Raw genomic sequence first — 24,950 nt, 5'->3', positions numbered from 1 at the left:
GCTGTGCTCGGAAGTTCGCCGCTTTCCCACGCTGCCACGCGTTATGCCCGGTCAGAGGAGGTACGGCAGGTCCACGATCCGGTCGTCGGTCACCTCGACCGCTGGCGCCCAGGTCTCGTACACGCCCCGTTCCTGACAGTGCGCGCCGGTCACCGCCACGGCCTCCGGGTCCGGTCGGCGCAGCCGCAGCCGCAGCCAGCCCGCCTCCTCCCGGAGCACCAGGCAGTCCACGTCCCGCCAGCGCGCGTGCCGCAGCCGCCGGCTGACCGACTCCACCGGATACCGGGCGGTCCGGGTCATCGCCAACACCCGGAAACCGCCCGGCAGGTCCGCCACCGCCTCGTACTCGCCGCCGCCGTAGCCGCCGACGAGCTGGGTGGACCGGGCCGGGTCGGTGGTCGGCACGTACTCCTGGTCGGGGGAGAGACCCGGCACCGCCGCGAGCAGGTGCCGCCAACGCGGACCCACCATCCGCAGCCAACCGCGCTGCTCCGCCTGGTAGGTGTAGAGGACCACCTCCCCGCCCTCGGCCGGGTACGCGAGCAGGGCGGCGTTGGCCGGCATCGGCAGGTCCGCGAAGTCCCGGGTGACGAACTCCGGGATCACCTGCGTGCCGCTCGGGGCGAACCCGGTGCCCAGCACCGGTGGGCCAACCCGGTCCCGGGGCGGCAGTTCCACCAGCCCCCGGTACGCGTCACCGGTCGGCATGTCGTAGTCGACCGGGTCGGCGGCCCGCCAACGCAGCGCGTACGCCACGTCCGTGCCGTCCCGCCCGCCCTCGCCGTCGGTGCGCAGCACCGCCAGCGCCGCCGGGGTACGCAGGTGGGCCACGTCGTGCTCCCGGTGGCAGAAGCCGTACGGCAGCCAGCCGCGGACGTGTCCGGCGAGCTGCCGGGCGGAGAGCACCTTCACCATCCGGGTGCCCCGGCGGATCGTCGCCGAGCCGCGCAGCGCGCCGAGCACCGGATGCCCGGCCGCCGACGGCTGCTGGGTGAGCTGCTGGACGTCGGACCAGTCCCGCTCCCGGTGCAGCGGCACCAGCAGCGGCGTCTCCTGCTCCTCGGTCGGCGACGACGCCCCGTGCGCCGCCGTCACCTCGGTCGCGTGCACGAAGCGTCGCCACGGCAGCGGCGCGCCCGGTCGGGGCGCCCACTCGAACCCGGGCGCCTCGACGGCGCTGAAGATCTCGTACGCGGCGCCCCGGGCGATCTCCTCCGCCGGATGACCGACGCCCTGACATGTCACCCACAACCCGGCGCGTTCCCGGCCGTCGTCGCCGGTCTGGGCGGAGACACTCATCGGCCAGACGGTAAAGGCCCTGGACACCGACGGGATGAACAGCGGATTGCCACTCGGGGGAACCAGCCGTGGCCGTCGGCGACCGGCCGGTGTGTGATGCTGACGGCGATGAGCGAGCAGACCGAATCCCGCCGACAGCGTGCCGCCCGCCGGGCCGGGGAGTTCCCGCCCGCGCCCGAGCCGCTGCCCCACCCCGTTCCGGACAGCCACACCCACCTCGACATCACCGTCACCGAGGCCGGTGTCCCCGCCGCCGACCTGACCGGCGGTCCCGCCGCTCAGTCTCCCGGCGGCTCCGCCGACGACCCGGCCGGCGGCAGCGCCGACGACCCGGTCGCGGCGGTCGTCGCGGTGGCCGCCGGGGTGGGCGTGGACCGGCTCGTCCAGGTCGGGGTGGACGTCGCCTCCTCCGCCTGGGGCGTCGAGATCGCCGAGCGGCACCCGGCGGTCGTCGCCACCGTCGCCCTGCACCCCAACGAGGCCCCCCGGCTCGCCGACCTGGACGAGGCGCTGCGCCGGATCGAGGCGCTCGCCGCCCACGACCGGGTCCGGGGCGTCGGCGAGACCGGCATGGACTTCTTCCGCACCGGCGACGAGGGCCGGGCCGCGCAGGAGGAGAGCTTCCGGGCGCACATCGCGATCGCCAAGCGGTACGGCAAGCCGCTGGTCATCCACGACCGGGACGCGCACGCCGACGTGCTGCGCGTCCTCGACGACGAGGGCGCGCCGGAAACCGTCGTGCTGCACTGCTTCTCCGGGGACGCCGACTTCGCGGCCGAGTGCGTCCGGCGAGGCTACCTGCTCAGCTTCGCCGGCACGGTCACCTTCGGCAGCGCCGGGGCGCTACGCGAGGCCGCCGCGTCGACCCCGCCCGGGCAGCTCCTGGTGGAGACCGACGCGCCGTACCTGACCCCGATGCCGCACCGGGGTCGGCCGAACGCGTCGTACCTGATCCCGCTCACCGTCCGGTCGCTGGCCGCGACCACCGGCGTCGACCTGGCCGAGCTGTGCGCCCACCTCTCCGCCAACGGCGACCGCGTCTTCGGTCCGTGGGGGTGAGGCGCGTTCCCGACGCCCGGGGTGAGCAGGGGCGGCCGGTCGGCGGCTCAGTAGGCTGTGGGGCCATGGCCGTAGACCTGCTCGGCCCGGCGGAGATCCGGGAGCTGGCCGCCCGGCTCGGGGTGGCGCCGACCAAGAAGCTCGGCCAGAACTTCGTCCACGACCCGAACACGGTGCGCCGGATCGTCACCGCCGCCGGCCTCGCCCCCGACGACGTGGCGCTGGAGGTCGGCCCCGGGCTCGGCTCGCTCACCCTCGGGCTGCTCCCGGCCGCCGCGCACGTGCACGCCGTGGAGATCGACCCGGCGCTGGCCGGGGCGCTGCCGGCCACCGCCGCCCGGTTCGCCGGCCCGGACGCCGCCCGGCTCACCGTGCACCGGGCCGACGCGCTGCGGGTCACCGCCGCCGACCTGGCCGACCCGGCCCCGACCGCGCTGGTGGCGAACCTGCCGTACAATGTGGCCGTGCCGGTGGTGCTGCACCTGCTCGCCGAGCTGCCCAGCCTCCGGCACGGGCTGGTGATGGTGCAGAAGGAGGTCGCCGACCGGCTCGTCGCCGGCCCCGGCTCCAAGGTGTACGGCATCCCGTCGGTCAAGCTCGCCTGGCACACCCACGCCCGCCCCGCCGGCAAGGTCCCGCCGAACGTGTTCTGGCCGGTGCCGAACGTCGACTCCGGCCTGGTCGCCTTCACCCGCCGCGAGCCGCCCCGACCCGACGTACCCCGCAAACAGGTTTTCGCGGTGGTGGACGCGGCGTTCGCGCAGCGCCGCAAGACCCTGCGCGCCGCGCTGGCCGGCTGGGCCGGCGGCCCGGACCGGGCGGCGGCGGCGCTCGTCGCGGCCGGCGTGGACCCCGGGGCCCGGGGTGAGTCGCTGACCGTCGAGCAGTTCGCCGCCATCGCCGCGTCGGCTCCGGCCGGTACGCTCACCGCCCAGTAGGCTGACGCCGTGCCCGCCGAGGAGCTGATCGTGGAGATGTCGTTCGAGATCCGGCTGCGCGTCCGGGACGTCACCCCGTGACCGAGGCGTGGCGACCGGACGGGGACGAGCCCTTCGCCGCCAGTGGCCCGGTCCGGGTCCGGGTGCCCGCCAAGATCAACCTGCATCTCGGGGTGGGGCCGCTGCGCGCCGACGGCTACCACGAGCTGAACACCGTCTACCACGCCATCTCGATCCACGACGAGCTGACCGCCCGACGGGGCGACACCCTCAGCCTCACCATGGCCGGCGAGGGCACCGGCGAGCTGGCCCTGGACGACACCAACCTGGTGATCCGGGCCGCCCGCGCCCTGGCCGCGTACGCCGGCCGCCCCGCCCACGCCCGGCTGCACCTGCGCAAACAGATCCCCCTCGCCGGCGGGCTGGCCGGCGGCAGCGCGGACGCCGCCGCCACCCTGGTCGCCTGCGACACCCTCTGGGGCACCGGCCTGGCCCGGGACGAGCTGGCCGCGATCGCCGCCACCCTCGGCTCCGACGTGCCGTTCCTGATCCACGGCGGCACCGCCCTCGGCACCGGCCGGGGCGAGGCGGTCAGCCCCGTGCTGGCCAAGGCCACCTCCTGGCACTGGGTGGTGGCGCTGGCCGACGGCGGGCTCTCCACCCCCGAGGCGTACCGGGAACTCGACCGGCTGCGCGACCGGGACGCCGCGCCCGAGCCGCTCGGCAGCACCGACGCGCTGCTGGCCGCGCTGCGCCAGTCCGACCCGGCGGTGCTCGCCGCCGCGCTCGGCAACGACCTCCAGGCCGCCGCGCTCTCCCTGCGCCCGGCGCTGGCCGACACCCTGAAGGCCGGCGAGGCGGCCGGCGCCCTCGCCGGCCTGGTCTCCGGCTCCGGCCCCACCTGCGTCTTCCTGGTCCGGGACGCCGCCGACGCCGAACGGATCGCCGCCGAGCTGACCGATGCCGGGGTGTGCCGGCAGGCCCGTCCCGCCCACGGCCCCGTCCCCGGCGCCCGCGTCACCTGACCCCGCCCCCCGCCCCCGCCCTTGTTGGCCGTTTCCGGGATATGGGGCGTACCTCGGCCTGGATGACACCCACTTCGGCGAAATGGCGGCGGGCCTCGACGTCGGGCGATCGTCGTGGCCGCCGGCCGGGCTGCTGCTCCACCGACGCACGCCCTGGCGCAATCGGGGCGAAACGGGGCAAAAGGTCAGAGCTGACTGCCCGGTGGCCTCTGCCCCGCTCGACGTTTCCTGGATATTGGGCTTACCGCAGGGCGCGTCACGCCTATTTGGCGTAAATGGTGGGGCGTACTCGGTGGTGGGGTGGCTCTGGGCGGCGGCGTGGTGGGGTGGGTCTGGGCGGTGGCCGGCGGCGTGGTGGGCGGGTCCCGGGGGCGGGCTAGGCTTCGGGTGGCGTCCCGTGGTGCCCGACCGCGCCGGGGACGCCTTGATCATGAGAGGTGGGGCAGTGGCCAACATCGTCAACCTGGACCGGGTGTCCAAGGGGTACGGCGCGGCCGGGCCGCTGCTCACCGAGGTGTCGCTCGGCCTGGACGACGCCGACCGGGTCGGCGTGGTCGGGCTCAACGGGGCCGGCAAGTCCACCCTGCTGCGGATGCTCACCAAGCAGGAGGAGCCGGACGACGGCCGGGTCACCCACCGCCGTGACCTGCGGGTGGCCTGGTTGCCGCAGAACCTGACGCTGGCCTCCGACGCCACCGTGCGGGACGTCGTCCTCGGCACCGCCTGGCTGGGCGAGAGCATGGGCGCCGAGCACGAGTGGGCCGGCGACGCCGGAATCCGGGCCGTCCTCGACGGGCTCGGCATGCCGTACCTCGGTCTGGACCAGCCGGTCGGCCCGATGTCCGGCGGCGAACGACGGCGGGTGGCCCTGGCCGCCCTGCTGATCCGCGAGTCCGACCTGCTCATCCTGGACGAGCCCACCAACCACCTGGACGTCGGCGGCGTGGACTGGCTGGCGAGGCACCTGCTGGGCCGGCGGGGCGCGCTGGTGGTGGTCACCCACGACCGGTGGTTCCTCGACGCGGTCTGCACCGCCACCTGGGAGGTCGCCGACCAGACCGTCCGCGCCTACGAGGGCGGCTTCGCCGCCTGGACGCTGGCCCGGGCCGAACGGGAACGGGTCGCCGCCGCCACCGAGGCCCGCCGGCAGAACCTGCTCCGCAAGGAGATCGCCTGGCTGCGGCGCGGCCCGCCGGCCCGTACCTCCAAGCCGAAGTTCCGGATCGACGCGGCCAACGCGCTGATCGACGACGTGCCGCCGCCGCGCGACACCATGTCGCTGCAACGGCTGGCCACCGCCCGGCTCGGCAAGCAGGTGTACGACCTGGAGCAGGTCACCCTGCACGCCGGCCCGAAGGAGATCCTGCGCGACGTCACCTGGCAGGTCGGCCCCGGCGACCGGATCGCGATCCTTGGGGCGAACGGGGCCGGCAAGACCACCCTGCTGCGGATGCTCGCCGGGGTGACCCGTCCCGACGGTGGGCGGCTCGGCACCGGCTCCACCGTCCGGCCGGCGTTCCTCTCCCAGGAGCTGGCCGAGCTGCCCGGGCACCTGCGGGTGCTGGAGGCCGTCGAGGAGGTCGCCCGGCGGGTGCAGCTCGGCGACCGGGAGCTCTCCGCCGCCCAGCTCGCCGAGACGTTCGGCTTCGACGACCGGCGGCTGTGGACCCCGGTCGGGGACCTGTCCGGCGGGGAACGCCGCCGGTTGCAGATGCTGCGTCTGCTCGCCGCCGAGCCGAACGTGCTGCTCTTCGACGAGCCGACCAACGACCTGGACACCGACACCCTCGCCGCGCTGGAGGACCTGCTCGACTCCTGGCCGGGCACGATCGTGGTGGCCAGCCACGACCGCTACCTGGTCGAACGGGTCACCGACGCGGTGTACGGGATGTTCGGCGACGGCCGGCTCGTGCACCTGCCCGGCGGAGTCGACGAGTACCTGACCCGGGCGGCCGGGCGTACCGCCCCCGCCGCGCCGACCACGGCCACCCTGACGGCCGAGGCGTCCACCGCCGGCGCGCCCGCCGCCGCGGGGATGTCCGCCGCCGAGGCCCGGCAGGCCCGCAAGGAGCTGACCCGGCTGGAACGGCAGCTCGGCAAGCTGGAACAGCGGGAGACGACACTGCTCGACCAGCTCGCCGCCAACGCGACCGACTACGCCCGGGTCGCCGACCTCGACGCGCAACTCAAGGAGGTACGCGCCGAACGGGAGCAGACCGAGGAGACCTGGCTCACCCTGGCCGAGGAGATTCCGGGGAACTGAGCGGCGCACGTCGGCGAAAGCCGGGGGTCGGCTGCGGCGTCACCATCGGGTATGCGGGAGAATCGTTCGCGAACCCCCTCAACCGTTCGGCGTTGGAGACTCAGACATGACCCACACCCCCGTCAACCATCCCGCGCGGCCGATCTACCGGGCGATCGGCGGGCTGACCGGTCTGTACCTGGTGGTCTTCGGTGTGCTCGGCGTGATCACCACCCTGGGTGACGACCTCTTCGCCCAGGATGACACGAAGGTCCTCGGTCAGGGCGGGAACTTCGCCCTTTCGCTGCTCAGCATTCTGCTCGGCGCGCTCGTCCTGGCCGGCACCCTGCTCGGTCGCAACCGCGACGTCGCGATCAACCAGTGGACCGCGTACGGCCTGATGGCGCTCAGCCTCTTCGAGTTGGCCTTCATCCAGACCGACGCGAACATCTTCAACGTCACCATCACCACCGTGATCGTGACCATGCTCCTCGGTCTGGTCCTGCTCATGGTCGGCATGTACGGCAAGGTCGGCTCCGAGGAGGAGCAGAAGCTCGCGCACGACGCCCGGCTGCTGCTCTGAGCCCGGCCGGCACGCCCGCTCGGCGCGTGCGCTGAGCCCGCCGGCCCGCGTGCGCTGAGCTGAGTCGGCCGACGGTCGACCCGGCGGTTCGCCGGACACCCTCCTCCGGTCCGGGTGACAATCCGGGTGATCGCACACCGAAGACGGAGGAGGGTGTCATGGCGCATTTCCCGGTCAACCATCCGGCGCGTCCGCTCTACCGGGCCATCGCCGGCCTCGTCGGCTTCTACATCCTGGTCTTCGGCGTCTGGGGCGTCGTGCTCACCTGGGGTGAGCCGCTCTTCGACCGGGGCAGCCACTGGGCCCTCGGGCTCCGCACCAATCCGGCCTTCTCGCTGGCCTCGGTGGCCTTCGGGATCGTGCTCATCATCGGCGCGTCCCGCCGGACCAACCTCGGCCACTACATGAACCTCACCGCCGGGGTCGTCTTCATGGTGACCGGGGTGCTGATGATGAGCGTGCTGCAGACCGACGCGAACTTCCTGAACTTCTCGATGTCCACGGTCGTCGTGTCGCTGCTGTTCGGGCTGCTGCTGCTCGCCACCGGCCTCTACGACAAGGTCGGCCCGCCGGACCACGCCGACGCCGGACGGCGGGACCGCGACCACACCGTGACCAGCCGGCGCTGAGCCGGCCCGTCGGGACGGCCGCCCGGCCTCAGCGGTCCCGTACGGTGATCATGCCGGGCTCGGCCTCCAGGTGCGACAGACCGTTCCAGGCCAGGTTGACCAGGTGCGCCGCCACCGTCTCCTTGCGCGGCTTGCGCACCTCCAGCCACCAGCGCCCGGTCAACGCCACCATCCCCACCAGGGCCTGCGAGTAGAGCTCGGCCAGCTTCGGGTCGTACCCGCGGTTGTTGAACTCGGCGCCGAGCACGTGCTCGACCTGGTGCGCGACGTCGTTGAGCACGCTGCTGAAGCTGCCGGCCGCGGAGAGCAGCGGCGACTCGCGGACCAGCACCCGGAAGCCGGCGGTCTCCTCCTCGATGTAGCTGAGCAGCGCCATCGCCGCCTGCTCCAGCAACTCGCGGGGATGACCGGCGGTCAGCGCCGTGGTGACCCGGTCCAGCAGGGCCCGGACCTCCTGGTCCACCACCACCGCGTAGAGGGCCTCCTTGCCGCCGAAGTGCTCGTAGACCACCGGTTTGGACACCTTCGCCCGGGCGGCCACCTCCTCGATGGAGGTGGCGTCGAAGCCGCGCTCGGCGAAGATCTGCCGGGCGATGGAGATGAGCTGCTCGCGCCGCTGCGCGGCTGACATGCGTACCCGGGGCGGCGGTTTGCCGGTCGGTGTCACCCGCCGCCGGGCCGGCTCGCTCACGCCGCCGCGCCGGCGGACGGCCGGGCGGTGTTCCGGCCCGCTCCGACCACGCCCCCGGCGGGCCCGTCTGCCCGGTCGCGTCGCCGTCGTCCGGTGTGCTCTCCGTCGTGCCCAGTCATCCGGCCATACTGTCAGGTGCGGGCGACGGCCACCGCTCGGTTACCGGCCCGCTCCGGCCGGTTCACCCGCCGCCCATCCGCTTCGTCGTCACCGACCGTCGGGAGGTCGTAGCTCGCCGATCTGTCGTACGGGTGTTCTAGGTTCCGGTCATGGTCGATCCGCTCGCCGCCGAGCCGCGGCACGATGATGTCCTTGACCGGCCAGCCCGCGGCGGCGCCCAGCGTCGTGCCGAGGCTTTTGCTCTCCGCGCAGCCGGTTGCTCGGTGAACGAGATCGCCCAGCGGGTGGGGGTGGCGAAGTCCACCGCCTACCGCTGGGTAGGGCACCTGCCGCTCGATGGTGACGCCGAAGCGGCCCGGCAACGGCGTCGCGCCCACTCGAAACTGATGACCGACGCGCGGTGGGAGGGCCATCGGCTGGCTCGGGACGTGGCGCGACGGGAGACCGTCGAGGCGGCGGCGTCCTGGGTGCGCGAGTTGCGGCACCGTGAGCTGATCCTCGTGGGCGCTGCCGTGTACTGGTGTGAGGGTGGCAAGGCGAAGCCGTGGCGGCCTCATGACTGCCGGGTCAAGTTCATCAACAGTGATCCGGCGTTGGTCGGCATCTTCATTCGCTTCCTGGAGGCGCTCGGGGTGCCCAGAGCGCGCCTGCGGTTTCGGGTCAGCATCCATGAGACTGCGGACGCCGCTGCTGCGGTCCGCTGGTGGGCCGACGTGGTGGGCGCGTCGCCCGACGAGTTCCAGCCCACGACCCTGAAGCGGCACAGGCCTGAGACGGTACGGAAGAACATCGGGGACGACTATCGCGGCTGCCTGACCATCGACGTGCTCAGGTCGAGCCAGCTCTACTGGAAGATCGAAGGGATCATGAGGGGAATGAGCGGTGAGGTTCCAGAGCGGGGACGCTAAGGTGTAGGAAGCGGCGAGGTGGGCAAGTTTTGTCCGCTCCAGTCCATCCCGGGTCGTCTAATGGCAGGACGTCAGGTTTTGGTCCTGATTGTAGGGGTTCGAGTCCTCTCCCGGGAGCTTGCGCACCTGTGTGGATGATGCGTGGTTAGCATGGCCGCAGACTGTCCGACCGCCGACGGGAGCATTCGTCGTGTCCCAGCCGCACCCCCGTATCGTCATCGTGCTCGCCGCAGGCGAGGGCAAGCGGATGAAGTCGGCGCTGCCCAAGGTGCTGCACCCGCTGCTGGGTCGTACCCTCGTCGGCCACGTGCTGACCGCCGCCGCGCCGCTGCGCGCCGAGCGCACCGTGGTCGTGGTCGGGCACGGCGCGGACCAGGTCCGGGCGCACCTGGCCGAGGTCGCCCCGGCGACCACCCCGGTGCTCCAGGAGCGGCAGCTCGGCACCGGGCACGCGGTCCGGATCGCCCTCGACGCGGTGCCGGAGGCCGCCGGCACGGTCGTGGTCATCAACGGGGACGTTCCGCTGCTCCGCCCGGAGACGGTCGACGAGCTGGTGGGCGCGCACGAGGACGCCGGCGCGGCGGCCACCGTGCTGGCCGCCGAGGTGCCCGACCCGACCGGCCTGGGGCGGATCGTCCGGGACGCCGCCGGCCGGCTGGAGCGGATCGTCGAGCAGCGGGACGCCACCGTCGAGCAGCGGGCCATCCGGGAGATCAACGCCGGCATCTACGCCTTCGACGTGGTCCGGCTCCGGGAGGCGCTGGGCAAGCTCTCCACCGACAACGAACAGGGCGAGGAGTACCTCACCGACGTCTTCGGGCTGTTCGCCTCGGCCGGTGAGCCGGTGGCGGTGCACTGCGCCGCCGACCACACCGAGACGCTGGGCTGCAACGACCGGGTCGAGCTGGCGGCGCTGCGACGGCTGCTGCGCGACCGGGTCAACGAGGGCTGGATGCGCGCCGGGGTCAGCCTGCTGGACCCGGACACCACCTGGATCGACGTGACGGCGACCGTCGAGCGGGACGCGGTGATCGACCAGAACACCCAGCTCCGGGGGGCCACCGTGGTGGGGGCGGGGGCGCTGGTGGGGCCGGACGTGACGCTGGAGGACACCGTGGTCGGGGCGGGCGCGAGCGTCGTGCGCAGCCACGCGGTGGGCGCCGAGGTCGGCCCCCGGGCCAGCGTCGGCCCGTACGCGTTCCTGCGGCCGGCGGCGAAGCTGGCCGAGAAGGCCAAGGTCGGCACGTTCGTCGAGGTGAAGAATTCCGAGATCGGCGCGGGCTCCAAGGTGCCGCACCTGTCGTACGTCGGCGACGCCACGATCGGTGAGGGCACCAACATCGGCGCGGCGACGGTGTTCGTGAACTACGACGGCGTGAACAAGCACCGCACGGTGATCGGGGACCACGCGCGCACCGGGGCCGACAACATGTTCGTGGCCCCGGTGGAGGTCGGCGACGGCGCGTACACGGCGGCCGGCTCGGTGATCGACAAGTACGTGCCGCCGGGCGCGCTCGGGGTGGCCCGGGCCCGGCAGCGCAACATCGAGGGTTGGGTGGAGATGCGTCGGCCGGGCACGCCGCCCGCCGAGGCCGCGCGTCGGGCCGAGGAGGGTGGTTCCGAGCCCGTGACCGGGGGCAAGTGAGGGTGAGGGAATCCACGCCACGGGCTGGGCGGTTCGACCGGCGATCGACGAGGTAGATACTGGCCGTCGGCGGATCACCACCTACCACTGGGAGCAGGCGCGCCATGAGCAGCATCGTCGCCGAAAACCGTAAGAGCATGATGCTCTTCTCCGGACGCGGCTTTCCGGAGTTGGCCAGGGAGATCGGTGAGGTGCTCGGCATCGCGCCCACTCCCGCGGACGCGTACGAGTTCGCCAACGGCGAGATCTTCGTACGTTTCAAGGACTCGGTGCGGGGGTCGGACGCCTTCGTGGTGCAGTCCGTGACCCACGGCGTGAACACCTGGGTCATGGAGACCCTGATCATGGTCGACGCGCTCAAGCGCGGGTCGGCGAAGCGGATCACCGTGGTGTTGCCGTTCTACCCGTACTCCCGGCAGGACAAGAAGCACCGGGGGCGGGAGCCGATCTCGGCCCGGCTGGTCGCCGACCTGCTGAGGACGGCCGGGGCGAACCGGATCCTCACCGTGGACCTGCACACCGCGCAGATCCAGGGCTTCTTCGACGGTCCGGTGGACCACCTCTTCGCGATGGACATCCTGGCCGAGTACGTCGAGCGCAAGTACGCGGGCCGCCCGATGACGGTGGTCGCCCCGGACTCGGGTCGGGTGCGGGTCGCCGAGCGGTGGACCGACCGGCTGGGTGGCTGCCCGCTGGCGTTCATCCACAAGACCCGGGACCCGCTCAAGCCCAACCAGGTGGTGGCGAACCGGGTGGTGGGCGACGTGGAGGGCCGGGTCTGCCTGATCGTCGACGACATGATCGACACCGGTGGGACGATCGCCCGCGCGGCGGACATCCTCCAGGAGTCGGGCGCGGCCGACGTGATCGTGGCGTCCACCCACGCGCTGCTCTCCGACCCGGCCACCGAGCGGCTGAAGAACAGCCCGATCAGCGAGGTGGTGGTGACGAACACCCTGCCGTTGCCGCCGGAGAAGCAGCTCGACAAGATCACCGTACTGTCGATCGCGCCGCTGCTGGCGCGGGCGATCCGGGAGGTCTTCGACGACGGTTCGGTGACCACCCTCTTCGGTGGACTGAGCTGACGTGGCGGCGGCGGGGCGACGTGCGCCCCGCCGCTGTGGCCGGGCCCGGCGGGGGACACCAGGGGTGGGAAGTCGTGGATGTGGGTACTGCCGAAGGGCGTGCGAAGCGCTCGGGTAGACTGGTGCGGTTGCCACGGCGAGGGTGCCCTGCGGGCCGCTGAAAAAGCGCCGCACGGAGGCACCGTCATCGACGCGGTGCTCCGGGCGGTCCCTTCGGACAGATGCGCCCCAGCGAGCCCCTCGCCCAGCACCGCCAGACGACTAAGCCGCCGCAGCGAAAGCATCAGGAGTTTCCCCGTGTCCGAGGTAAAGATCAGCGCCGAGCCCCGCACCGAGTTCGGCAAGGGTGGTGCCCGCCGTACCCGCCGGGCCGGCAAGGTGCCCGCCGTGCTGTACGGCCACGGCGAGAAGCCCAAGCACATCGCGCTCCCGGCCCGCGAGTTCGCCGCGGCGATCCGTAAGGGCGGCGCCAACCAGCTCTTCGCGATCGAGGTCAGCGACGGCACCCAGGTGCTGGCGCTGCCGAAGGCGATCCAGCGCGACCCGATCAAGGACACCTTCGAGCACGTCGACCTGCTCCTGGTCCGTCGGGGCGAGAAGGTCACCGTCGAGGTGCCGGTGCAGCTCACCGGTGACGCCGCGCGGGACACCCTGATCGTGCACGAGCACGACACCCTCTCGGTGACCGCCGACGCCACCAAGGTGCCGGACCACCTCGAGGTTTCCGTCGAGGGTATGGAGGCCGGCAACCAGGTCACCGCCGCCGACGTCGAGCTGCCGGCGGGCGTCGAGCTGGCCGCCGACCCGGAGCTGCCGGTCGCCGCGGTCACCGCCGCCCCGACCGCCGCGCAACTGGAGGCGACCCTCCCCGAGGTCGAGACCGCCGCCGCCGAGGAGGAGGCCGTCGAGGCCGCCGAGGCGCCGGAGGGCGAGGAGGCCCCGGCCGAGGCCGAGGCGAAGACCGAAGCCTGATCGACAACGATGCGCCAGGCGTCCCCGAACGGTTCGGGGGCGCCTGCCGTCGTATCGGGGGCGGTCGGGTCGTCGGGGGCGCTGGCGCGGCTCCGGCGGTGGTTCCAGGGCGGTCGGACAGGAGGGCGGGGCGTGACGGACGAGGACCGGCCGTGGCTGGTGGTCGGCCTGGGCAACCCGGGTCGGGAGTACGCCGGTAACCGGCACAACGTCGGGTTCATGGTGGCCGACCTGCTGGCCGCCCGGGTGGGCGCGAAGTTCGGGCGGCACAAGCGGGCGGTGGCCGAGGTCGCCGAGGGGCGGCTCGGCATCGGTGGGCCGAGGCTGGTGCTGGCGAAGCCGCTGACGTACATGAACCTCTCCGGCGGGCCGGTGACCGCGCTGGCGCAGTTCTACAAGATCCCGCTGGCCCAGGTGGTCGCCGTCCACGACGAGCTGGACATCGGGTACGGGCAGGTGCGGGTGAAGCTCGGCGGGGGCGAGGGCGGCCACAACGGGTTGCGCTCGATGACCAGGTCGCTGGGCGTCAAGGAGTACGTGCGGGTGCGGTTCGGCATCGGCCGCCCGCCGGGGCGGCAGGACCCGGCGGACTACGTCCTGTCGGATTTCTCCTCCGCCGAGCGCAAGGAGTTGGAGTTCCTGGTCGACCGGGCGGCCGACGTGGTCGAATCGGCCATCACCCGGGGGGTCGAGTGGACCCAGAACGCGTACCACGGCGGTTGACGCGGACGGTGTGGCCCGGCGACCGGTAGTCTGCGGTTTTGGCGTGGCCCGAGCGGCGGGAGTAGGCATGGGCAGTCCACCGATGATCGACGGCGAGTTCGCCCGCTGGCTGGCGGAACGGGCCGGGCAGGCCCTGGTGGAGCTGCGGACGGAGTTGGGCTTCGCGGACCCGGGGGCGTTGAAGTCGGCCGGGGACAAGGTCTCCCATGATCTGATCCGTACCGAGCTGGCCCGTTGGCGGCCCGCCGACGCCGTCCTCTCCGAGGAGGACGAGGGGTCGCGGCTGGCCTGGGCGGCCGAGGTGAGCGCCGGTACGGTCTCCCGGTTGACCGCCGACCGGGTGTGGATCGTCGACCCGTTGGACGGCACCCGGGAGTTCTCCGAGGAGGGCCGGTCGGACTGGGCGGTGCACGTGGCGCTGTGGGCACGGCACGCGTCGACGTCGCACGGGCTGGTCGGTGGGGCGGTGGCGTTGCCGGCGCAGCACCGGGTGCTGGGCACCGACCACCCGCCGACGTACCCGCCGATGAACCTGGCGGCGGCGACCGCCGGGGGTGACCGGGTGATCCGCCTGGCGGCCAGTCGTAGCCGGCCGCCCGCCTTCCTGACCGATCTGGCCGGTGAGGTCGGCGCGGAGCTGGTGCCGATGGGCTCGGCGGGGGCGAAGATCGCGGCGGTGGTGACGGGTGAGGTGGACGCCTACATCCACGCCGGCGGGCAGTACGAGTGGGACTCGGCCGCCCCGGTGGCTGTGGCGACGGCCACCGGCCTGCACGCTTCCCGAATTGACGGATCTGCGCTGAAATACAACGAGGCGGATCCGCGCCTGCCGGACCTGCTGGTCTGTCGCAAGGATCTCGCCAGTCGGTTGCTTGCAGCGCTGCGGCGACACTCGGGGTAGCCTGACTCCACTTCCAGAGGTGTCCGACCGGAAAGGTCTGGAATCCATGAGCCGATCACGAATCGAGCCCGCGTCGTGACCGCCCCGGCGGCGTACCGCGTCTCCCACCTGGACGCGTTGGAGGCGGAGAGCATCTTCGTGATGCGTGAGGTGGTGGCGGAGATGGAGCGGCCGGTGCTGCTCTTCTCCGGCGGCAAGGACTCCATCGTCATGCTGCGGCTGGCGGAGAAGGCGTTCGCCCCGGCGAACGTGCCGTTCCCGGTGATGCACGTCGACACCGGCCACAACTTCGAGGAGGTGCTGGCGTACCGCGACCAGCGGGTCGCGGAGCTGGGCCTGCACCTGCTGGTGGCCAGCGTCCCCGAGGCCCTCGAACGCGGCCTGGTGCGGGAGCCGGGGGACGGCACGCGGAACCGGATCCAGACGCCGGTGTTGTTGGACGCGGTGGAGAAGCATCGTTTCGACGCGTTGTTCGGTGGGGCGCGTCGGGACGAGGAGAAGGCGCGGGCGAAGGAGCGGGTGTTCTCGTTCCGGGACGAGTTCGGGCAGTGGGATCCGAAGAACCAGCGTCCGGAGTTGTGGTCGTTGTACAACGGTCGGCATCATGCGGGTGAGTCGATCCGGGTGTTTCCGTTGTCGAACTGGACCGAGTTGGATGTGTGGCACTACATCGCTCGGGAGCGTATTCCGTTGCCGTCGATCTATTTCGCGCACGACCGTGAGGTCGTCGACCGTGACGGCATGCTCTACGCGGTGAACGAGTTCTTCCGTCCCCGCGCCGGCGAGCAGCGGTTCAAGGCCCGGGTGCGGTACCGCACCGTCGGCGACGCGTCCTGCACGGCCGCCGTCCGGTCGGACGCGGACACGGTGGAGAAGGTGATCGAGGAGGTCGGGGCGACCCGGATCACGGAGCGGGGCGCGACCCGGGGTGACGACCGGGTGAGTGAGGCCGCCATGGAGGACCGCAAGCGGGAGGGCTACTTCTGATGAGCGTCGAGACGGTGACGCCCGAGGCGTCCGCCCGCCCGATGGACCTGTTGCGGTTCGCCACCGCCGGTAGCGTCGACGACGGAAAGTCGACGTTGATCGGTCGTCTTCTGTACGACACGAAGTCGTTGTTCTCGGATCAGTTGGCGGCGGTGGAGGCGGTGTCGGCGGCGCGGGGTGACGAGTACACGAACCTGGCGTTGCTGACCGACGGGTTGCGGGCGGAGCGGGAGCAGGGCATCACGATCGATGTGGCGTACCGGTATTTCGCGACGCCGCGGCGGAAGTTCATCATCGCGGACACGCCGGGGCACATCCAGTACACGCGGAACATGGTGACGGGCGCGTCGACGGCTGATCTGGCGTTGATTCTGGTGGATGCGCGTAAGGGTTTGGTGGAGCAGTCGCGGCGGCACGCGTTCCTGTGTTCGCTTCTTCGGGTGCCGCATCTGGTGTTGTGTGTGAACAAGATGGATCTGGTGGACTGGTCGCAGGAGGTGTACGACCGGATCGCCGACGAGTTCACGGCGTTCGCGGCGAAGTTGGAGGTGCCGGATCTGGCGGTGGTGCCGGTGTCGGCGCTCAAGGGTGACAACATCGTGTCGCGGTCGGAGAACATGCCGTGGTACGAGGGTCCGTCGTTGTTGCATCATCTGGAGCATGTGCACATCGCGTCGGACCGGAATCTGGTGGATGTGCGGTTCCCGGTGCAGTATGTGATCCGTCCGCAGTCGACCACCGTCACCGACTACCGGGGTTACGCCGGGCAGGTCGCCTCGGGGGTGGTCAAGCCCGGCGATGACGTCATGGTTCTCCCGTCGGGGTTCATGTCCCGGGTCGCCGCGGTGGAGACCGCTGACGGGCCGGTCGACGAGGCGTTCCCACCGATGTCGGTGACGGTCCGTCTGACCGACGAGATCGACATCTCGCGGGGGGACATGATCTGTCGGCCGAACAACGCGCCCGCTGTCACGCAGGACATCGAGGCGATGGTGTGTTGGATGGACGAGACGCAGCCGTTGCGGGTGGGTGGGAAGTACGCCATCAAGCACACCACCCGGACGGCGCGGGCGATCGTGCGGGACCTGCACTACCGGTTGGACATCAACACCCTGCACCGCGACGACACGGTCACCGGGTTGGGGCTCAACGAGATCGGTCGGGTGCGGTTGCGCACGACGGTGCCGTTGTTGGCCGACGAGTACCGGCGGAACCGGACCACGGGTGGGTTCATCATCATCGACGAGACCACCAACCGCACCGTCGCCGCCGCCATGATCGTCGAAACCACCTGACGTCCCGACCCGGGCGCGTCGCAGCGGGGAGCGCGCCCGTACGCGGCCTCAGAGGCGGGTGGCGCCGGGGGCGGGCAGGACTGTCACGTGGCCCGGGGCGGTGAAGCCACGCTCGGCGTACGCGCTGGTGACGGCGGCGACGACCGGGTCGGCCGAGGCCGCCTCCACCAGCGCCAGGACACAACCGCCGAAGCCGCCGCCGGTCATCCGCGCGCCCAGCGCCCCGGCGGACAGCGCCGCCCGGACCGCCGTGTCGACCTCCGGGACGGTGATCTCGAAATCGTCGCGCATGGAGTCGTGTGAGGCGGTCAGCAGCGGGCCGACGTCCCGGATCCGGCCGGCGCGCAGCAGCGCCACGGTGTCCAGGACGCGCTGGTCCTCGGTGACCACGTGCCGGACCCGCCGCCGGGTCTCGTCGTCGGGCAGCCGGGTGAGAGCGTCGGCCAGCCCATCGGCGGGCACGTCCCGGAGCGCCGGCACGCCCAGCGCCCGGGCCGCCTGCTCGCAGGACGCCCGCCGGGCGGCGTACTCCCCGTCGGCGTGCCGGTGCGGGGCCCGGCTGTCGATCACGAGCATGGCCAGGCCGGCGGCGTCCAGGTCGAACGGGATGTGCTCGACGGCTTCGGTGCGGCAGTCGAGGAAGAGCGCGTGCCCCTCCCGGCAGCGGATCACCGCGGACTGGTCCATGATCCCGGTGGGCGCGCCGACGTACTCGTTCTCGGCCCGCTGGGCGAGCCGGGGCTGCTGCGCGGCGGGCAGGTCCAGCCCGCCGAGGTCGACCAGGGCGGCCAGCACCGCCGCCTCCAGGGCGGCCGACGAGGAGAGCCCGGAGCCGAGCGGCACGTCGCTGGCGATGGCCAGTCGGGCCCCCGGCACGGTGTGCCCGGCCTCCCGCAACGCCCAGACCACCCCGGCGACGTACGCGCCCCAGCCGGTGACCCGGCCCGGCTCGGCGAGGTCGTCGGCGGTGAACTCGACCGGCTCCCGCGCCAGCTCCGAGCAGGCCGTCCAGACCTCGCCCGGCTGCCCGGCGGCGGCGACCACCGTACGCAGGGAGAGCGCGAACGGCAGCACGAACCCGTCGTTGTAGTCGGTGTGCTCGCCGATCAGGTTGGCCCGCCCGGGCGCTGCCCAGTGGCCGACCGGCTGTTCGCCGTACCGCTGCCGGAAGCCGGCGGTGGCACGGTCGGCGACCGGCCCGCCGGCGCTGGTCGGGCCGGCGCTGGTCGGGCCGGCGCTGGTCGGGCCGGCGTCGGGGCGGGTCACGAGGACCGCCCGGGCAGGTGCGTGCGGTAGAAGGCCCAGGCGTCACCGACCATGTCGTGCAGGGTCGGCTTCTGTGGCGTCCAGCCCAGCTCCTCGCGGGCCAGCCGGGACGAGGCGACCAGCTCCGCCGGGTCACCCTCGCGGCGCGGGGCCGTCTCCACCGGTACGGGCTCCCCGGTGATCTCACGGACCACCTCGACGACCTGCCGGTTGGTGAAGCCGTTGCCGTTGCCCAGGTTGTAGATCCGGTGCCGGCCGGGCGTGGCGGCGGTCAGGGCGAGCAGGTGGGCACGGGCCAGATCCTCGACGTGGATGTAGTCGCGTACGCAGGTGCCGTCGACGGTGGGGTAGTCGTCCCCGAAGAGTTGCAGCTTGTCGCGCCGGCCGGCGGCGACCTCCAACGCGATCGGGATGAGGTGGGTCTCCGGGTCGTGCCGTTCGCCGATGGCGACCCCGTCGCGCAGGTACGCCCCGGCGACGTTGAAGTAGCGCAGCGACACGGCGGCCAGGTCGTGCCCGATCGCCTCGGAGGTGAGCGCCATGTCGACGGCGAGCTTGGTCGCCCCGTACGTGTTGGTGGGGGCCTTGACGGCGGTCTCCGGGATGGGCAGCTCGTCCGGGTTGCCGTAGACGGCGGCGGTGGAGGAGAAGACCAGCCGGGGCACGCGTGCGGCGCGGACCGCGTCGAGCAGCGCGAGCGACCCGACGGTGTTGTTGTGCCAGTAGAGCTCCGGCCGCGCCATCGACTCGCCGGCGGCGATGAGCGCGGCGAAGTGCAGCACGCCGTCGAAGCCGGCGTCCGGGGTGAGGACCGTCGCCGCGTCGTGCAGGGGGACGTCGACGTGGGTCGCGTCGGGGGCGAGCGCCTCGGCGTGCCCGGTGCGCAGGTCGTCGAGGACGACCACCTGGTGGCCGGCGTCGAGCAGCATCCGGGTCACCACGCTGCCGATGTAGCCGGCGCCGCCGGTGACGAGCAGTTTCACGTCGGTCCCTCCTGACCGGCCGCGTGGCGCGGCCGTCCGCGTAGCTCACCCTACGGCGGCCGGCTGCGGGGCAGCCGGGTACGCCGTCCCGCTATTCCATCACAAACATTCAGAATCGAACAGAGTCAAACACAACCGTTCCGGCCGGGCCGCACTGTCTACCATCCTTGGTATGCGGGAGACGAGCGGTCCCCGGCCCCGGCGGCGACGCCCGGGGCGGCCACGACGATCGGGGCGACCGCGACGCGAACCGGGCCCGGTGGCACGGGCCGTGGCCGGGGTGGTGGTGCGGGCCGCCGACGGGGCGACCCGACTGGTGACCCACCTGCTGGGCGCGAGCCCCACCGCCGGCCGGGAACGGATCAGCGAGGCCGAGCTGCGCGACCTGGTGGCCGCCAACATCGTCATCGACCCGGACGAGCGGCGGATCATCGACGAGGTGCTGGTCGCCGGGGCGAGCCTGGTCCGCGAGGTGATGATGCCCCGGACGGAGGTGGTGTTCCTCTCCGCGCGGCTCACCGTCGCCGAGGCCGCCGAGCTGGCCCGGAGCGCCACCCACACCCGCTATCCGGTCGTCGACGGCACCCACGACGACGTGGTCGGCTTCGTGCACCTGCGTGACCTGCTGCTCCGCCCGGACCCGGACCTCCGCGCCACGGTGGGCGAGCTGGCCCGCGAGGTGAAACGGCTGCCCGGCAGCAAGCGGGTGCTGGCCGCGCTGACCGAGATGCGCCGGGAACGCCACCACCTCGCCGTGGTGGTCGACGAGTACGGCGGCACCGCCGGCATCGTCACCCTGGAGGACCTGATCGAGGAGCTGATCGGCGAGATCCACGACGAGTACGACACCGCGCCCGACCCGGTGCGCGTCGGCCTGCCGGCGGTGGTGGACGGCCGGCTGAACCTCGCCGACTTCGCCGAACGCACCGGCGTGGCGCTGCCCGCCGGCCCGTACGAGACGGTCGGCGGGTTCGTGATGGCGGCCCTGGGTCGGCTGCCGGTCGCCGGTGACGAGGTGCCGATCGCCGTCGACCCGGCCGGCCCGACCGGTCCTGGTGAGGTGGCGCCGTCCGGCGGCTGGTCGCTGCGGGTGCTCGCGTTGGACGGCCGACGGGTGGCCCGGGTCGCCGTGGACCCGGAGCGCCGGCCCGTCATGACGGACGCCGGGGTTTGCTGACAGAATGCCGGCATGTCCGACGTGCCTGCCCGTCCCCGCGTCCTCTCCGGTATCCAGCCGACGGCCGACTCGTTCCACCTCGGCAACTACCTGGGCGCGGTACGGCACTGGGTGGCCCTGCAGGACACGCACGACGCCTTCTACTGCGTGGTCGACCTGCACGCGATCACCGCCGGGCACGACGCGAAGTCGTTGCGGCAGCGCAGCCGTACGGCCGCCGCCCAGTTGCTCGCCGTCGGGCTCGACCCGGACCGCTGCGCGCTTTTCGTGCAGTCGCAGGTGCCGGAGCACGCCCAGCTCGCCTGGATCCTGTCCTGCATCACCGGTTTCGGCGAGGCCAGCCGGATGACCCAGTTCAAGGACAAGTCGCAGAAGCAGGGCAGTGACCGGTCCAGTGTGGGCCTGTTCACGTACCCGGTCCTCCAGGCCGCCGACATCCTGCTCTACCAGGCGGACGCGGTGCCGGTCGGCGAGGACCAGCGGCAACACCTGGAGCTCACCCGGGATCTGGCCCAGCGGTTCAACACCAGCTTCGGCCGGACCTTCACCGTGCCGGCGGCGCACATCGTGCGGGACACTGCCAAGATCACCGATCTGCAGGACCCGACGGCGAAGATGTCGAAGTCGGCGTCCGGCCCGGCCGGCATCATCAACCTCCTGGAGGACCCGGCCCGCTCGGCGAAGAAGATCCGCTCGGCGGTCACCGACACCGGCCGCGAGATCGTCTTCGACGCCGAAGCCAAGCCGGGCGTGTCGAACCTGCTCACCATCTACTCGGCGCTCGCCGACCGCAGCATCGACGACCTGGTCAACGCGTACTCCGGCAAGGGCTACGGCGACCTCAAGAAGGACCTGGCCGAGGTGGTGGCCGAGTTCGTCCGGCCGGTGCAGGAGCGCACCCGCGGCTACCTCGACGACCCCGCCCAGTTGGACAAACTGCTCGTCGCCGGGGCCGAGAAGGCCCGCGCGGTCGCGGCCCGGACCCTGACAGCGACGTACGAACGGGTGGGGTTCTTCCCGTCGGTCCGCGTCGGCTGACCCCGCGATGGCGACGGCGAACGGGACGGTGACCGGAGGGGTGACGCAAGGCGTGGCGGGCAGGGACACGACGGCGGTGGCGACGACCCAGATCGGGGTGGCGGTGGACATCCCCGAGCCGTGGGGCTCCCTGCTCACCAGGCGACGCGCGGAGGCCGGCGACCCGCAGGCGGCCTACATCCCGGCGCACGTGACGCTGCTCGGGCCGACCGAGATCCCGCTGGCCGCGCTGCCGCTGGTGGAGGCGCACCTGGCCACGGTCGCCGCCGCCCAACCGCCGTTCAGTCTGCACCTGCGGGGCACCGGCACGTTCCGCCCGGTGACGCAGGTGGTGTTCGTCGCGGTGGCCGCCGGCATCAGTGAGTGCGAGCTGCTCGCCGAGGCGATCAGCGCCGCGCCGCACCTGCGCCGGGAGGCCCGCTTCCCGTACCACCCGCACGTGACCGTCGCTCAGGACGTCGACCCGGAAGCCCTCGACCAGGTGTACGAGGACCTGGCCGACTTCTCCGCGGTCTTCGAGGTGGACGTGTTCACCCTGTTCTCGCACTCTGGCGAGACCCGTTGGCAGCCTCGCCGCGACTACCACCTCGGCAGCTGACCCGACCCCTCCCACCTGCCGGCCGCGCCGCGGGGGCCCACGGCCCGGTGGCCGTTCCCAGTCTTCGGCCGACCCTGCCGCGGTTCCCTCTCTGGGCGCTGCTTCTTCCCGACGGGGCCGTGTCGCGGTGCCGGGCGGTGCCGGGCGGGGCCTGTGCCGGGCGGGGCCTGTGCCGGGCGGGGCCTGTGCCGGGCGGGGCCTGTCACGGTTCCGGCGGGCGCTGCTGCGTCTGGGAAGCTCTGGCGCGTTCCGACGGTTCCCAGCGCGTCCGGTGGCCTGCGTTTGGTGTCCGTGCCTCTGGTGTTCCCTGCGTTCCGGTGGGCCCTGGTTCGGTTTTCCTGGCGTTCCGGTGGGCCCTGCCGCGTTCCGGCGGGGTGGTGCCCTTCGGAGACTGTCGAGCTGCCCCGGATACGGGGCGCACGCGCCCCAGCTCCCGGGCGGTCGGCGTGGGCGCCCTCCCGCCAGCTCTTCGCGGAGCGGGGATGTCCGGTCGACCCGATCGCGTGACGCGACGCCAGCGCTTGACCGCCCCCGTGCCGACGCTTCCCGCCCGGCTACCGCCCCCGATCTTTTCCTCCTCGCGATCTTGGACACTTTCCGCCGTATTACGACGGAAAGTGTCCAAGATCTAGAGTTCGGACATGCTGAGCCGGCAGGCACTGGGCCCGTAGTGGCCGACGCACAGCAGGCCGCGTCGACCCTCAGGCATCCGGGCGTCGCAGAGGACCCGTCGTCGTACGGCCTGGTCGCCCTCGGGGAGACGGTGTCTCGCCCGGGTCGGTCCCGGTCGCCCGGGTCGGTCCGGGTCATCGCGAGCGACGCCACCATCTGCCGGTCGAGGAGGTATGCGGCGGGCGGTGTCACCCTGGTGCCGGCCGTGGAGGTGGCGCGGCGGGCGATGTCCCCCTGGTGCCGGCCGTGGAGGTGGCGCGGCGATCCGGTTGGCTTGAGCCGGTCGTCGGAGGCGTGCCCCAGATATGGGGCAGCTCGACAGTCTCCGAAAACCGACACCCGTCGGGGAGCCGGACACCGACCGCGAAAACACCCCGCGATCGTCAGCGCGTGGTTGGGGTGGGACCGGCGGGCGGCGGGGCGGCGGATCGGCGAAGATGCTCGCGTGAACGTGTTCGGGCGGATCGAGGCGGGGGCGAACCGGCGGATCTCCGTGCTTCGGCGCCGCTCCCGTGGATTCGACCACGTCTGGCGGGCCGGGGTGCTGTACACCGACCTGCTCGCCGGGCGGCTCGCCGCCGCTATCGCGTACTACGGGTTCTTCGCGGTCTTCGCGCTGGGGCTTGTCGCGTACGCGGTCTTCGGGGCGATCCTGGAGGACAACGACGAGGTGAGCCGGGCGGCGGCCGACTTCCTCGGAGAGAACCTGCCGTTCCTCGATCCGGCGCAGATCGCCGAGAGCAGCGGCACGGTGGGGGTGATCGGCCTGGTCATCCTGGTCTTCACCGGGGTCGGCTGGGTGGAGGCGATCCGGTCCTCGCAGCGTTTCATCCACGGGCTCAACCAGCAGCCGGGGAACCTGGTGGTCCGCCGGCTGGTGGACCTCGCCGTGCTGGTCGCCATCTTCGTGCTGCTCGGGGTGTCGGTGGCCGCCGTCGACGCGTTGGAGTCACTGCTGCGCTGGCTGCTGCGCAGCACCGGATCGGTCGGCCTGACCACGGTCAGCGCGGTGCTCAGCGTCGTGGTGAACATGGTGCTGGCCAGCGCGTTCCTGGTGCTGGTGCCCCGGTTGCGGATGAGCCGGCGACGGCTGCGGCCGGTGGTGCTGACGGTCGCCGTCGGCATCACCCTGCTCAACACCATCGGCCGGTACTACGTGGTCCGCACCGAGCGGAATCCGGCGTACACGGTGGTGGCCGGCGCGGTCGGCCTGCTGCTCTATCTCTACCTGCTCAACCAGGTGGTGCTCTTCGGCGCGGCGCTCGCCGCGACCAGCGAGCACGGCCGGGTGGTCGACCTGTCGGCCGACGGCCCGCAGGATCCGGAGGTCGACGTCGGCCCGCGGGCGGCGGGGGCCGATGATGACAACCGGCCCGCACCGAACCGGAAGCCGCCGAGCCCCTGAGGAGCCCTGGATGGACGAGCAGCACGAACCGCAGCCGACGGCGGAGCCGAAGCCGTACCGGGTGGAGGTCGTCGTCGACGCGCCGTACGAGACGGTCTGGGCGGTGTTGACCGAGCCGGACCGGATCGGTGAGTGGTTCGGGTGGGAGTACGACGGGCTGGCCGACGAGATCGAGCACATCTTCGTCGCCCACGCGGAACGGTTCCCGCCGGACCGGATCGCCCTGGAGTTGGGGCAGGAGCTCCAGGTGATCGCCGACGGCGAACGGACGATCGTGCGGGCGGTGTCCCCGGGTGCGCTCGACGGGGAGCAGGCCGGCACGTACGACGTGGTGGAGGAGGGCTGGCGGTCCTTCCTGGAGCAGCTCCGCTACCTGCTGGACCGCCGGCCGGCGTTGCCCCGGCGCACGGTACGGCTGACCGGCACGGCGAGCGGGCAGCAGCTCCTGGCGGTGCTGGACGGGGCCGGGGCGAAGGAGCGGTGGCACGACAGCACGTACCAGCGGATGGTGGTGGACGCCGACGGACGGCTGCTGGTCGCCGCGGCCGAGGCGCCGCTGGACTCCGGGGAGACCACGCCGGTCAGCCTGGTGGTCAACGCGTACGGGTTGGCCGGGGCGGAACGGGAGCGGCTGGCGGGGGAGTGGCTCGAACGCTGGCGGAGCGGCGTCCCGGACGGGAAAGAAGAATAACCAGAAGCGGCAATTGGG

Annotated in this window: 22 protein-coding genes, 1 tRNA gene and 1 pseudogene; 20 read left to right on the top strand and 4 right to left on the bottom strand. The window is 72.4% G+C overall.

The genetic code is table 11. The annotated features are described in order from the left end of the window. Nucleotides 1-51 precede the first annotated feature (51 nt). Nucleotides 52-1,299, bottom strand: a complete 1,248-nt coding sequence (locus O7606_RS14910) for a hypothetical protein (RefSeq protein ID WP_281594630.1) — start codon at nt 1,297-1,299, stop codon at nt 52-54. Between the two features lie 96 nt (nt 1,300-1,395). Here O7606_RS14910 and O7606_RS14905 point away from each other — a divergent pair, with 96 nt between their 5' ends. The 6 genes from O7606_RS14905 (at nt 1,396) to O7606_RS14880 (ending at nt 7,775) form a co-directional block, all read left to right on the top strand. Further along, the gene (locus O7606_RS14905) at nt 1,396-2,358 is read left to right on the top strand and encodes a TatD family hydrolase (protein WP_281594629.1); all 963 of its coding nucleotides are present in this window, start codon (nt 1,396-1,398) and stop codon (nt 2,356-2,358) included. A 65-nt stretch (nt 2,359-2,423) separates the two neighbouring features. Continuing rightward, complete coding sequence (rsmA, locus tag O7606_RS14900) at nt 2,424-3,296, top strand: 16S rRNA (adenine(1518)-N(6)/adenine(1519)-N(6))-dimethyltransferase RsmA (protein WP_281594628.1); 873 nt, start codon at nt 2,424-2,426, stop codon at nt 3,294-3,296. 77 nt (nt 3,297-3,373) lie between these two features. Then, entirely contained in the window at nt 3,374-4,321 is a 948-nt protein-coding gene (locus tag O7606_RS14895) for a 4-(cytidine 5'-diphospho)-2-C-methyl-D-erythritol kinase (protein ID WP_281594627.1), read from the top strand. A gap of 445 nt (nt 4,322-4,766) precedes the next feature. Next, on the top strand, nt 4,767-6,584 hold the full coding sequence (locus O7606_RS14890) for an ABC-F family ATP-binding cassette domain-containing protein (protein ID WP_281594626.1): 1,818 nt from the start codon (nt 4,767-4,769) through the stop codon (nt 6,582-6,584). Between the two features lie 106 nt (nt 6,585-6,690). Beyond that, on the top strand, nt 6,691-7,146 hold the full coding sequence (locus O7606_RS14885) for a DUF4383 domain-containing protein (protein WP_281594625.1): 456 nt from the start codon (nt 6,691-6,693) through the stop codon (nt 7,144-7,146). Between the two features lie 158 nt (nt 7,147-7,304). Next, nucleotides 7,305-7,775: a DUF4383 domain-containing protein gene (locus O7606_RS14880; RefSeq protein ID WP_281594624.1), complete on the top strand. Its 471-nt coding sequence runs from the start codon at nt 7,305-7,307 to the stop codon at nt 7,773-7,775. A 28-nt stretch (nt 7,776-7,803) separates the two neighbouring features. Here O7606_RS14880 and O7606_RS14875 read toward each other — a convergent pair whose 3' ends face one another. Further along, a complete protein-coding gene (locus tag O7606_RS14875; protein WP_281594623.1) occupies nt 7,804-8,466 on the bottom strand; it encodes a TetR/AcrR family transcriptional regulator in 663 nt (220 codons plus the stop codon). 269 nt (nt 8,467-8,735) lie between these two features. Between O7606_RS14875 and O7606_RS14870 the strand changes: the two genes are divergently transcribed. The 9 genes and pseudogenes from O7606_RS14870 (at nt 8,736) to O7606_RS14830 (ending at nt 17,102) form a co-directional block, all read left to right on the top strand. After that, nucleotides 8,736-9,494 (top strand): helix-turn-helix domain-containing protein, encoded by a 759-nt coding sequence (locus O7606_RS14870; RefSeq protein WP_281594622.1) that lies wholly within the window; start codon nt 8,736-8,738, stop codon nt 9,492-9,494. A gap of 46 nt (nt 9,495-9,540) precedes the next feature. Beyond that, a tRNA-Gln gene (locus O7606_RS14865) sits at nt 9,541-9,611 on the top strand. A 130-nt stretch (nt 9,612-9,741) separates the two neighbouring features. Then, nucleotides 9,742-11,125: pseudogene (gene glmU / locus O7606_RS14860) on the top strand (bifunctional UDP-N-acetylglucosamine diphosphorylase/glucosamine-1-phosphate N-acetyltransferase GlmU). A gap of 118 nt (nt 11,126-11,243) precedes the next feature. Further along, entirely contained in the window at nt 11,244-12,224 is a 981-nt protein-coding gene (locus O7606_RS14855) for a ribose-phosphate diphosphokinase (protein ID WP_281594621.1), read from the top strand. A 297-nt stretch (nt 12,225-12,521) separates the two neighbouring features. Continuing rightward, entirely contained in the window at nt 12,522-13,196 is a 675-nt protein-coding gene (locus O7606_RS14850; RefSeq protein WP_281594620.1) for a 50S ribosomal protein L25/general stress protein Ctc, read from the top strand. Between the two features lie 132 nt (nt 13,197-13,328). Further along, entirely contained in the window at nt 13,329-13,919 is a 591-nt protein-coding gene (pth, locus tag O7606_RS14845; protein WP_281594619.1) for an aminoacyl-tRNA hydrolase, read from the top strand. Between the two features lie 67 nt (nt 13,920-13,986). Continuing rightward, nucleotides 13,987-14,820: an inositol monophosphatase family protein gene (locus O7606_RS14840; protein WP_281594618.1), complete on the top strand. Its 834-nt coding sequence runs from the start codon at nt 13,987-13,989 to the stop codon at nt 14,818-14,820. A 75-nt stretch (nt 14,821-14,895) separates the two neighbouring features. Further along, on the top strand, nt 14,896-15,807 hold the full coding sequence (gene cysD, locus O7606_RS14835; RefSeq protein WP_281594617.1) for a sulfate adenylyltransferase subunit CysD: 912 nt from the start codon (nt 14,896-14,898) through the stop codon (nt 15,805-15,807). Beyond that, the gene (locus tag O7606_RS14830) at nt 15,807-17,102 is read left to right on the top strand and encodes a GTP-binding protein (protein ID WP_281594616.1); all 1,296 of its coding nucleotides are present in this window, start codon (nt 15,807-15,809) and stop codon (nt 17,100-17,102) included. The genes cysD and O7606_RS14830 overlap by 1 nt, the downstream gene beginning before the upstream one ends. A gap of 48 nt (nt 17,103-17,150) precedes the next feature. On the opposite strand, the gene galK is transcribed toward O7606_RS14830, so the two are convergent. Both galK and galE read right to left on the bottom strand, forming a co-directional pair. After that, a complete protein-coding gene (gene galK, locus O7606_RS14825; protein WP_281594615.1) occupies nt 17,151-18,368 on the bottom strand; it encodes a galactokinase in 1,218 nt (405 codons plus the stop codon). Continuing rightward, nucleotides 18,365-19,297, bottom strand: coding sequence for a UDP-glucose 4-epimerase GalE (galE, locus tag O7606_RS14820; protein ID WP_281599677.1), 933 nt, complete (start codon nt 19,295-19,297; stop codon nt 18,365-18,367). Before galE ends, galK begins: the two co-directional genes overlap by 4 nt. Nucleotides 19,298-19,523: 226 nt before the next feature. On the opposite strand from galE, the gene O7606_RS14815 reads away from it, so the two are divergent. From O7606_RS14815 to O7606_RS14795, 5 genes are all read left to right on the top strand, one after another. Further along, on the top strand, nt 19,524-20,528 hold the full coding sequence (locus O7606_RS14815; RefSeq protein ID WP_281594614.1) for a hemolysin family protein: 1,005 nt from the start codon (nt 19,524-19,526) through the stop codon (nt 20,526-20,528). A gap of 12 nt (nt 20,529-20,540) precedes the next feature. Further along, nucleotides 20,541-21,566, top strand: a complete 1,026-nt coding sequence (gene trpS / locus O7606_RS14810; protein WP_281594613.1) for a tryptophan--tRNA ligase — start codon at nt 20,541-20,543, stop codon at nt 21,564-21,566. Between the two features lie 7 nt (nt 21,567-21,573). Beyond that, nucleotides 21,574-22,164, top strand: a complete 591-nt coding sequence (locus O7606_RS14805) for a 2'-5' RNA ligase family protein (protein ID WP_281594612.1) — start codon at nt 21,574-21,576, stop codon at nt 22,162-22,164. A 1,117-nt stretch (nt 22,165-23,281) separates the two neighbouring features. After that, nucleotides 23,282-24,241: a YhjD/YihY/BrkB family envelope integrity protein gene (locus O7606_RS14800; RefSeq protein WP_281594611.1), complete on the top strand. Its 960-nt coding sequence runs from the start codon at nt 23,282-23,284 to the stop codon at nt 24,239-24,241. Nucleotides 24,242-24,251: 10 nt separating this feature from the next. Then, on the top strand, nt 24,252-24,932 hold the full coding sequence (locus O7606_RS14795) for an activator of HSP90 ATPase (RefSeq protein ID WP_281594610.1): 681 nt from the start codon (nt 24,252-24,254) through the stop codon (nt 24,930-24,932). Nucleotides 24,933-24,950 lie beyond the last annotated feature (18 nt).

The organism is Micromonospora sp. WMMD882, from assembly GCF_027497255.1.
GTDB lineage: Bacteria > Actinomycetota > Actinomycetes > Mycobacteriales > Micromonosporaceae > Micromonospora.
This window is presented reverse-complemented; position numbering and strand designations above follow the sequence as displayed.